This is a genomic window from Microcoleus sp. F10-B2 (assembly GCF_036704965.1).
Taxonomy (GTDB): domain Bacteria; phylum Cyanobacteriota; class Cyanobacteriia; order Cyanobacteriales; family Microcoleaceae; genus Microcoleus.
The window spans coordinates 117,006-128,504 of the sequence record NZ_JAUBTB010000007.1 but is presented as its reverse complement, the minus strand read 5'-3'; the positions used below and the strand labels follow the sequence as shown (position 1 = coordinate 128,504).

Below are 11,499 nucleotides of genomic sequence, written 5' to 3'. Positions count from 1 at the left end.
GCTAATTTACAACTCTAAACGCCTACTTTCTTTGAATTCAGTTTAATTCTCTTGATCCTTTCCTTCAGGGCACTACCTCACTTTACAGAGCCTAAAAGAATCGTCCTGTTATAGCGGTTTTCATCGGATGAGGTATATATTCATCTGCTATGGGTTGTGTGCATCTGCGGTTCCTAAACTCTCAGATGTATTGCAGCCAAATTTTTTCTGGTTTTTCACGTATCAAAAAATACCCACTTTTCTTACTTGACATAATTTTGACTTGCTGGTACACTGCTCGTAGCTAAATTTTTAGTGTATTTAGCTAAAAAACATTTCTAAAAAGTTAGAAGAAAGTTTTTCCCCATGAACATTAACAGTCACATTCGAAAAATAATTGTTCTTGCGTTTTTTGTATTAAGCTTGAGCTTTATCTTCCCGGCAGTAAGTTATGCTGCAACTGATGCTCCACCATCATGCAATAATCGTAATCAGATAAATGAAGAATATATTCTGACAAATGTTGGGTCTGGAAATAATGTGGTTGATGTCTTGTTGAAATACAAACCTGGAGCGGTTTTTTCTGGAGTGTACAATGTCGAGACTAAGGAGTGGATGGCATTACCGAGCTACAAAACTTATTTAAAAGAAGAGGAGAAGAGTGGGTTTTGCACTGTTGAGCCGAGGGGAGGGCATGAAGTAGTTGCAGAGAGATTTGGCAAAAAAATTGACAAGGAAACCGACGAGAAAAAAAACGTAGGATTTGCTATTGTAACGGAGCCTCCCATCTTAAAGCTTAGATTTATTTCTGGTAAACTTAATTGTCCCTATACCAACAAAGAAAGTCGTAAACTTCCAGGGAACGAGCAAGATCAGATTGAATTAGCTATTAAGGAAGCGGTTGGAAAGGATTACAAAGTTCAGAAAGACGACAAATATGTGACCGATGAAAAATGTCCTCAGAAACCTGGAAGCTAAAAAGCTTATCATGTAAGCGTTTGGAGGAAATGACGTAGAAACAAATAAGGTAGCGCCCTGAAGGAAAGGCTCAGAACAAAACCGAATTCAAATTAAAACAGGCATCTAGATTGGTAAATTAGCATTATAATGATGCACAAAACGCCAAATGGCTGCAATATGATTTTCCAATTTTTTAGAGAAGGATAAGCTCTTTCTCACCAACCCTTGATACTCGTTGTCGAATGGTGCAGTTAAATCGCTCGATATAGCTGGTACAACCACTATCTTTGTCTACACTATGATGACGTTTACTGGGCAATACAGAATCATAGGCACTCCAATGATCAGTATAAATTACTGCACATTGACGGTAAACTGGTGGCATTGAATTCCATAAAGCCTGAGCTGATACTGCACTACGATCCCCAATATGTACACCAACAATTTCCCTAGTCTCGGCATCCAATGCAAGCCATACCCACTGCTGATTTCCTTTATTATCAACAAACGACCATAACTCATCCATCTGAACGTTCAGGCGCTTTTTTGGCTTGGTACTTACCTCCACTTGCTTCTTTTCAACGACAGCTCTGGCATTTACGTAGCGCTGGACTGTATCTTCTGATACTTGCAATACCCGAGCAATCCCAGCCTGAGAAATACGTTCAAGTAGCATCCGTGACATTAACTCCTGTTGTTCCTTGGTAATAGCTTTCCATGTCGGATTTAGAACAAATTGACGACCACATTCTCGACATTTGTAGTTTTGCTTACGATGCCGAGTCTGACCGTTACGGCTAACTTCTTCTGAACCACAACGCGGGCAACAATGAATTTCTACTGTCATATAACTAATGGCAAACAATTCTCTCTAATAGTAGCTTAAATTTACTCCTTCCTTTCCTTCAGGGCACTACCACAAATAAAACCTGTTTAACGGAATCATTCAACCAAAAATTAGGTTTTTAGTATCTAACCTATTGAGAACAGACTCAACAAACGCCAAATTTGAACTGTATCTTTTTATGGCTGAATGGTTTTTATTCCTTATCTGACAAAGATTACAGGACGTTTGTCACCCCCTCAGTTGTAATACTCTATAAAGATGAGCTTAATACATCGGCGGTGATAAATTCACAACCGATAAGCGAGACAGTAAAATAATAATGCCATAAAAGAGATAAAAGATGGATGATATTGAAGATATCTATGAATTAAGCCCTATGCAGCAGGGCATTCTGTTTCACAGCCTTTACGAACAGGGTTCGGGAGTGTATTTTCATCAACTTGCTTGGACTTTACAAGGAAAGTTGAATATAGATGCTTTTAAACAAGCGTGGCATAAAATTGTAGCTAGACACGCGGTTTTGCGGACTTCCTTTCACTGGCAAGAGTTGGAAAAACCCCTTCAAGTAGTCCACTCTAATGTAGAGTTGCCTTGGGTCGATCGCTCTTGGCGGGGACTGACGCCTTTAGAATTAGAAGAAGAGCGATCGGCTTTTCTTTGGGCTGATAGTCAGCAGGGCTTTCATCTGGACGAAGCGCCGCTGATGCGGTGTGCTTCGATCGAGTTAGAACCCGATCGCTACGAATTTGTCTGGAGTCTGCACCATCTATTACTTGATGGCTGGAGTATGGCGATCGTCCTTAAGGAAGTTTTTGAGTTGTACGAAGCGATCGTCAAAGGGCAAAATTTATATTTACCGCCCCCCACACCCTTCCGAGAGTATATTGCTTGGTTGCAACAGCAAGATTTTTCCAAAGCTGAAGCTTTCTGGCAACAAACACTCCAGGGCTTTAAAATGCCTACTATTTTACCAAGCATTAAAAGACCAAAAAGTCAAGAGGGTTACAAACAGCAAGATTTTCATTTAACAGAAGTTACTACTAGGGCTTTGCAGTCTTTAGCTCGCTCAAATAGTTTGACATTAAATACAATTTTACAGGGAACTTGGGCGCTACTGCTAAGTTGCTATAGTGGGGACTCAGATGTTGTCTTTGGGGTAACAGTTTCGGGTCGTCCACCTTCTTTACCAAAAGTAGAATCAATGGTGGGGGTGTCGATTAATACTTTACCAGTGCGCGTGCAAGTGCCCGAAGAAGTGGAACTATTGCCTTGGTTGAGAAACTTGCAGGCACAGCAGGTTGAACAACAACAATACTCCTATATGCCTTTGGTGGAAATTCAAACTTTGAGTGAAGTACCCCAAGGTATGCCTTTGTTTGAAAGCATTGTTATTTTTCAGAACTATCCGGTAGATACTTCCACAAGGCAGGGAGACTTAAAAATAGGTCAAATTAAAGGAACTGGACATACTAATTATCCTTTGACAGTAATGGTCAGTCCAGGTTCAGAATTGTCAGTACGCATCAAGTATGATGGCGATCGCTTTGGGTCAAAAACAATCATATCGATCCGAGAAAACTTACAAGGTTTATTAGAGGCGATCGCAACGAATCAAGAGCAAAAAATTGCTTCATTTATAACCAAGCTTCAGAAAAAGGGCAAACCAATTAAACTGCAACAGCTTGAAGCTGCACTGATGTCTGCTTCTGAAGTTGAAGATTGTTTTGTGTTAGAAAGAGAAAACACTATTGTTGCTTATGTGGTACAATCGTCTAAATTGACTGGTACCGAAAAGCTCAATTCTTATTTGCAATCTCAACTAGCTACTTACCAACAACCAGATATATATATACAAGTATCGGCTTTACCGCTGACAGATACAGGAGAAATTGACGAAGCAGCTTTGCGTTGTTTACCCGCAATCGATCGCGACTTACTACAACTCTGGGAAAAACAACTGCGCGAGCTGCCAGAAATTGAGCAAGTGGCGGTAGTTGTTCAATCTCAGACTAATACTTTACCACCTTTACATTTATCTGACTTATTACCGCAGACAGAAGCTCGGGCTATTGACTTTACTACTGTTTCTGGTGATAGCCAATTATTGCCTGCTCCCGAACGCCAAGCACCCAGCGCTTCGTCACGAGCGCACGCTATCAGCCACGGAAGACCGCTACAATATCCAGAAAATATGCCGCGTACCCTTGCCGAACTATTGCAAGTTACGGCTAGAACGAGTAATAAAAATATTCTATATATACAGCGGGATGGTAGCGAGTTATTTCAATCCTATGGGGATTTACTGACACAGGCACAACGAATCAATGCTCTTTTGAAAGAACTTGGTCTGCAACCCCAAGATAAAGTCATACTTCAAATCAAAAATCCGCAAGATTTTATTTCAGCATTTTGGGGCTGTATTCTGGGAGGTTTTGTACCTGTCCCCATGGCAATTGCTCCTACCTACAGCGAAGTCAATAATGCTGTGAACAAATTGCACAATGCCTGGCAGATGTTGGAAAATCCGATCGTTCTAGCTAGCAAAGAATTAGTAGAGGCGATCGCTTCTTTGTCGGGAATGCTCGGTTTAGAGAACTTTAAAGTGGAAAGTTGCGATCGCCTTTACGAGTATGACCCAGATCCTGATTATCATCTCAGTCAGCCAGATGATTTAGCAATTTTACTCTTAACTTCCGGAAGTACGGGAATGCCTAAAGGAGTCATGCTAAGTCATTGGAATATATTAAGTAGCGTGGCGGCTACTTCTGAAGTCAGTCAATTGACTCAAGAAGATATATCTCTCAATTGGTTACCCCTAGACCATCCGGGACCTCTGATTCGCTGCTGTATCCGATGCGTATTTATGGGTTGCGAGCAAATTCACGTACCCACAGATCTTATTTTACATCAGCCGCTGACATGGTTTGACTTGTTGGAACGCTATCAGGTGACAAACACTTGGAGTCCTAATTTTGCCTTTACTCTTGTTAACGAGCAATCTGCTGAAATTAAACAGCGGACGTGGAATTTGTCTGCCGTCAGGTCTTTGTTAAATACCGCTGAACCGATCGTACCGCAAACTGCCCAAAGATTTTGGGAACTATTTCAATCCCATCAGTTAGCGGCCCAGGCTATGCATTCATCTTGGGGAATGGCAGAAACTTCTTCAGGTGTGACTTTTTCTGACAAATTTTTGTTAGAAAACCCAACCCCGACTTCCTTTGCAGAACTGGGGCTGCCCATCCCAGGCGTGTCTTTGAGAATCGTAAGTGGTGAAAATCAAGTTTTAGAAGAAGGGACAGTCGGGTATTTACAAGTAAAGGGCGAACAGGTCACGCGGGGTTACTATAACAATTCTCAACTCGATCGGGAAGTCTTTACTGCAGATGGCTGGTTCGCTACAGGCGATCTTGGATTTATACAAGGGGGACGCTTAACAATTACGGGACGGCAAAAAGATGTCATTATTATTAATGGGGCTAATTATTACAGTCATGAAATTGAAGCCGTTGTCGAAAAAATTCCAGATATTGAAGTGTCATACACGGCTGCGGTATCTGTAGGACGAGATAAATTAGCGATATTTTTCTCTACTTCGCTCGCCGATAACGCTCGTTTATTGCGGAAAAAATTAGAAGAAATTCAGCAGCAAGTTGTCACTCAAATTGGCATTAAAGCTGATTATTTACTGCCTGTAGAGAAGACAGCCATTCCCAAAACTTCTATTGGCAAAATTCAGCGTTCGCAACTCAGTCAGCAATTGTCAGCAGGCGAATTCAACCATATTCTCAAAAAAGTAGATATTCTGTTGCAGAATGCCAAAACCATCCCAGACTGGTTTTACCGCCAAATCTGGCAAACAAAACAATTACGCCCATCAACCGATTTGTCAACAGGGCCGACATTAATTTTTATCGATCCGTTAGGATTGGGGGATTATATCGGCGAGCAACTGAAGCAAGAAAATCAATCTTGTATTAAAGTATCGGTAGGAACGGTTTTTGTTAAAATCAGTGACGATTGCTACAGTATAAATCCAGAAAAAGCCGAGGATTATTATTTACTACTAGAAAGCATAGCAGTCAAGCAAAAATATATCGAGCAAATTATACATTTATGGAATTACAGCAAGTATAAAGGAGAAATTTCCAGTCTGGCAGAATTGGAAACGGCTCAAAATACCGGAGTTTACAGTTTACTCTTCTTGGTACAAGCTTTGGCAAAGGTTCAAGGCGATCGACATCCAGTAAAACTATTATTTATTTCCAGTCACACCCAGTTTACAGGCGCTAATGACGAGATTGCATACGAAAAGTCCTCAGTTCTTGGTTTGCTGAAAACAATCCCTCAAGAAATGCCTTGGTTGAACTGTCGTCATATTGATTTATCTGTGGATAGAGTTGAAATAAACGGGGATTCTATTCTGGCAGAAATGCAAGACATAACAGGAGAACGAGAAGTTGCCTACCGCAAGGAACAGCGTTTGGTTCCGCGTTTGGAACGAGTAAACTGGTCTGGAGAATTTAAGCAAGCATTACCTTTTAAAACAGGCGGTAGCTATCTCATTACTGGCGGACTGGGAGGAATTGGCGTAGAAATTGCGAAATACCTGCTCGAACATTATCATGCCAAGTTAATATTGGTTGGTCGGACGCCGCTACTGGCAGAAAAACTCGCAGCTTTTGAGCAATTACAACAGCTAAATGGGACTGTAATGTATGAAACAGTCGATATTAGCGATCGCCCACGTATGGAAGCCATCCGATCGACTTGGGGCGAGTTGGATGGCATTATTCACTTAGCAGGTGTAGCCCGTGAGAGTTTGATAGAGTCAGAAACACAGTCAGGTTTGGCAACATCCTTGCGTTCTAAGGTATCTGGCACCTGGGTACTACACCAATTGATTAAAGATAACCCTGATAGTATTTTTATCAACTTCTCTTCAGTCAACGGTTTTTTTGGAGGAACGACTGTCGGCGCTTACGCCGCAGCTAACAGTTTTATCGATGCTTTTTCTGACTGCCAAAGAACCCGCAGTTCCTTGCATAGTTATTGTTTAGCTTGGAGTATGTGGGACGAAACTGGTATGAGTCGGGGCTATCAAATGAAAGAACTCAGCCGCGATCGCGGTTACTATCCAATTCAGAAACAGCAAGGAATTTACGCTTTTTTAGCAGGGATGAGTTTGGGGCCTACACGCTTGGCCATCGGTTTAGATGGCAACAAGGCAAATATACAGCGCTATCAGTCTGAATGTTATAGTTTGGAAAAGTTAATAGCCTATTTTACAGGCACAGTACCCGCAAGTCTGCCACAACCACCATGCGATCGCTTCGGCACTCCTACCGCCTGCGAGTTAGCTTTAGTAAAGGAAATGCCCCTTACCGATAGCGGTGAAATCGATCTTCACAAGCTTGCAGGAAAAATTACGCCTCAGAAAGAAAGCGAACGGGTAGCGCCCCGCAACGATGTAGAACGCGAGATTGCACAAATATGGCAAGAAGTCCTAGGAGTTGAAAATGTCGGGATTTACGACAACTTCTTTCAACTCGGAGGACATTCCTTGCGGGCGATCCAAGTCATCTATCGCTTGCAGAACAAATTTTCTGTAGACTTACCCTTGCAAAACCTCTTCAAGACTCCTAATATTGCCGGTTTAGCCGCAACAATTGGACAGCAGAGTCAAGAGCAAGCATTCTCCTGCTTAGTTCCCATTCAGCAAAAGGGTAATAGATCGCCCTTCTTCTGCATCCATCCGGTTGGTGGTAATGTTCTTTGCTATGCTGATTTAGCCCGTAATCTCGGCAACGAACAGCCATTTTATGGATTGCAATCAGTGGGTCTCAATGGGGAACAAGAACCCATGACCGATATTGAAGAGATGGCATCCCATTATATTAAAGCCATTCAAACCATTCAGCCCACTGGTCCGTATTATATAGGGGGTTGGTCTTTAGGAGGTGCGATCGCTTTTGAGATTGCCCAACAATTATCCGTTGCCGGACAAGAAATAGCGTTGCTTGCACTGATCGACAGCTACACCCCAAAAATAATCGACCAGGTATCCGACCAACGCAAGCGCGTTTTGTCACAAAAATCAAGCGTTCAGGTTATAGATGATGCCACCTTAGCTTCCTACTACTTTGCCCAAGACCTTGGTAGTCTTTTAGGAAAAGATCTGCTGATATCAGTGGAGCAACTACAAGAACTAGACTTAGATGCACAGTTGACTTATATTTTAGAGCAGGCTCGGATAGCTAAACTTTTACCACCGGAGCTAGGACTAACGCAAATCCGTCGCTTATTTCAAGTCTTCCAAGCAAACATCCAAGCGCGGCTTCGCTATCGCCCCCAACCATATATTGGATCGATTGTCTTGTTTTGCGCTAGCGAACAAGCTGAAGAAGTGACTGCAGACTCCTCTCAAGGTTGGGATACTCTTGCAATTGGAGGTTTAGAGAAACACTTAATTCATGGAGGACATTACCAGATCGTAAAAAGTCTCAATTTAGCAGGAAAACTTAAGGTTTATCTAAGGGATGAGAATTAAATAAAATCCACTTTTCATGACTGTTGTGGGATGGGCGTCCCGCCCGTCTATCGGGGACGGGCGGGACGCCCATCCCACAAGAAAAAAGGGAAATTATTTAATTGACGATCCTAAGTTAAGTTAAAGGAAAGAGAATGACGAACAACACCAAAAAAAAATTCTCTGATTTTGTATCCTCAGAGGAATTGATCGAATTTGAGAGAGATTTGCAGGAACCATTAAAAAGATATCAGGTTCCTGGTGTTGCATTTGCGATCGTGCATGGAAACCATTTAATTCGAGCTTCTGGTTATGGCGTGCGGGACTTGGAAACAAATGCTCCAGTTACTCCCGAAACTCTTTTCCCGATCGGTTCAATGACCAAATCGATGACCGCTGTAATGAATGCCACCCAGGTGGAAGCCGGGATATTTGGTTGGGAAACATTGGTGAAGGACATTAGCCCGCACTTTAAATTTGCCGATCGCAGAACCACAGACAATCTACAGGTGCAGCACGTAATCGGGATGCGTTCCGGTATGCTAGATCCGATCGGTCCTTACCACAAGAGTGAAAATAACAAATATTGGGAGGGACAGTCAGCACCGTATGTAATTAGATCCTTGGCAAGTGCACCTTTTGAGAGATTGCCGGGAGAAATATTTCACTATGGGAACGAATCCTATGCCAGCACAGGTTACTTATCTCCGTTGAAGCGGGGTGTAGAGGCATCGCAATTGCTGCAAGAATACAATAATTTGATGCGTAAGCATATCTTTGCACCGATTGGCATGACAAATACTTACATAACACCAATTTGTTCAAGCACTACTAACAACTATGCAGCTAGTTACGGGCTCGATACTAGCAATGGGCAAGCCAGCCAGATGGCAAAAGCTCCCATTAGTATTAGTAATGTTAGTGGCATCGCACCTGCAGGTCAAGTAGTCTCAAATGTTGTAGACTTGAGTCGTTATGCCAGGATGCTGTTAAACCATGGTGTTATTGATGGAAAGCAAATCCTGAGGAAAGAAAGTCTTGAAAAGCTTTGGACTGACACAATTTCTGCCCCTGGGTTCCCCGGTCTGACTAACGAGACTGAATATGGTTTAGGTTGGGAGATCCAAAAAGTTAAACTAACAAACCCAGACCGCACAATTGACGCGATTGCTCATGGCGGTCTTCTTCCCTCTTGGGTATCTTGGCTGATGGTAGTTCCGGATATAAATGCAGGATTGATTATCTGCACTAATAGTTGGGCTGGTTTCTATTTAATATTTGAGAAAGCGAAGAATTTTCTCAAATTGTTTTACGGAGACCACTTGGATGAATCGCAATTCGTCGATTATCGTTTACAATACGATAAATACATCAATGATTCGGCGCCCGGAATTAAAGAAAGAGTATCATCATATACAGTTAACCCCGACGAAGTTAAACCGCTGTTAGGGAACTACCAGGGGGGCTGGAACTTAGAAGTGAACCAGCACAATCAATTGGTTTTGTTTAAGACAGGATGGGTTTTTTACCTGTTTCCTAGCAAAGCGGGTCAAGACGATTACTTTATCGGAGCCAGCAACGACACTTCATATCTGAATCCTGACCATCTAGATGATGAACGAAATAAGATCCGCTTTTCCATTGACCCCATTAGCTCGCAGGTGACTATGATTTCAGAAATGGGGGGCATCGTTACCAAATTAGTTTAACCTGACAATTCAATTAGACAAATACCACTCAAGCGGGGGCTTGACCCTTTAGCACCTTGCTTTAAAACAGTTTAGCTATAGTGAAGATGAAGTTCAAAAAAACTAACTTGTTGCAATTCATAGCATTGTGCCTGAGCGCAATATGCTTCTATCTGATTCAAGTTGCTCCAACCTTAGCCGCAGATATGCCAAACGATTTTAGTTCAAATTTGTTTGAGGCTAACTCGCTTAACACCTTTGGCAACACCTATCTAATGGATAAGCATTCTTGGACATTGTTTGCCAAATTAAATCAGAAAGCACCAATACAATGTCCTGAGACCAATAACACTATTTGGGAAACTTGGCCAGATAATGCTGAGACGTTCCCAGGCAGTCAACCAAAATGGCCTGAAGTATGTGGTACTGCGGAAAAACCTCGTTTAAAGGTGCTTAGAGAGCGCAGCATTAACTTGTTTCTTAAAGAAGAAGAAAAACCGATAATTCCCGGAGTCGAATTTGTTAGCTCTTCAGTAGAAGAAGTCCGTCGTAATCGTGCTGTCTTTGATTATATTGTTAATAAAGATCTCTGGAATTTGGAGGGTTTAGTCAAGGCTTATGCTAGTGATGAAAAAATTGATTTTCCTACTGATGCTATTGAAGTAAAAGCTGATTGGGTGCCAATTCGCGAATCAGAAAAAAGTAAATATCACTGGAATTACACTCAAGATGGAACTCTAGTTGGTTTGCGGGCTATGCACATTATTACCAAAGAGTTGCCAAACTGGTTTTGGGCAACCTTTGAATGGGTTGACAACTTAGGACGCTGCGATGAAATCGGCTGTATCGATAACTTTGGGGTAACTCCGCATATCATCAAACCGAACAATACGAGCAATCTCAAATATGCTACCGAACAATTAACCCCGGAACTGGAAAAATTATTTGCTGCTTACGGATTAACAGGAGAATGGGGCGAACAATTTAAGAACTACCGCCTGAAAGGAACTCAGATCAACTTTATTGATTCTACAGGAAATCCAACGCTGTTGGGCAATTCAATTACAGAACAGAACGCTGTATTTGGCTCTTCTTGTATAACTTGCCACGCGCAGGCAAGGATTGATGCTTCTGGTCACGCAGCAAGAGTTCTTACATTAGTTGGATCGCCTGAGCCTGAATTGTTTAAAAACCTAAAATCTACGGGCTTTGTTTGGTCAATCCCAATGTGTGTAAACTATCCTTGGGCTTGTCAGCATTAATGAGCGCTTCATAATAGAGGGATGAAGTGTCTTGGGTAGTGGTAATTATGTAGTGAAAAAATTACTACATAGCTGGGGGGGTGACAACCAGGCCCAAACCCAGAAATCGTAAGGATTGAGCCTATGTGTGGTAAAAAAAGATAGGCAGCAAAATTGTTAGACGCTTGCCTATCTAAAAAATAATAATAATACCAAAGTTCTACCACATTCATTTTCAAAAAAAACTAACGTTAG

The 11,499-nt window shown here is 42.0% G+C and carries 5 protein-coding genes; 4 read left to right on the top strand and 1 reads right to left on the bottom strand.

The annotated features are described in order from the left end of the window. The first annotated feature begins 345 nt into the window (after positions 1-345). Positions 346-957 (top strand): hypothetical protein, encoded by a 612-nt coding sequence (locus QUA99_RS04735; protein WP_333243216.1) that lies wholly within the window; start codon positions 346-348, stop codon positions 955-957. A 105-nt stretch (positions 958-1,062) separates the two neighbouring features. Here the strand turns inward: QUA99_RS04735 and QUA99_RS04730 are convergent. Continuing rightward, a protein-coding gene (locus tag QUA99_RS04730; protein WP_333243219.1) for an IS1 family transposase occupies positions 1,063-1,786 on the bottom strand; the annotation gives its coding sequence in 2 pieces (ribosomal slippage) (positions 1,063-1,161 and positions 1,163-1,786; 723 coding nt in all). A 340-nt stretch (positions 1,787-2,126) separates the two neighbouring features. Between QUA99_RS04730 and QUA99_RS04725 the strand changes: the two genes are divergently transcribed. The 3 genes from QUA99_RS04725 (at position 2,127) to QUA99_RS04715 (ending at position 11,265) form a co-directional block, all read left to right on the top strand. After that, positions 2,127-8,336, top strand: coding sequence for an SDR family NAD(P)-dependent oxidoreductase (locus tag QUA99_RS04725; RefSeq protein WP_333243222.1), 6,210 nt, complete (start codon positions 2,127-2,129; stop codon positions 8,334-8,336). 134 nt (positions 8,337-8,470) lie between these two features. After that, complete coding sequence (locus QUA99_RS04720) at positions 8,471-10,024, top strand: serine hydrolase domain-containing protein (RefSeq protein ID WP_333243225.1); 1,554 nt, start codon at positions 8,471-8,473, stop codon at positions 10,022-10,024. 86 nt (positions 10,025-10,110) lie between these two features. After that, entirely contained in the window at positions 10,111-11,265 is a 1,155-nt protein-coding gene (locus tag QUA99_RS04715; protein WP_333243228.1) for a hypothetical protein, read from the top strand. Positions 11,266-11,499: the final 234 nt, after the last annotated feature.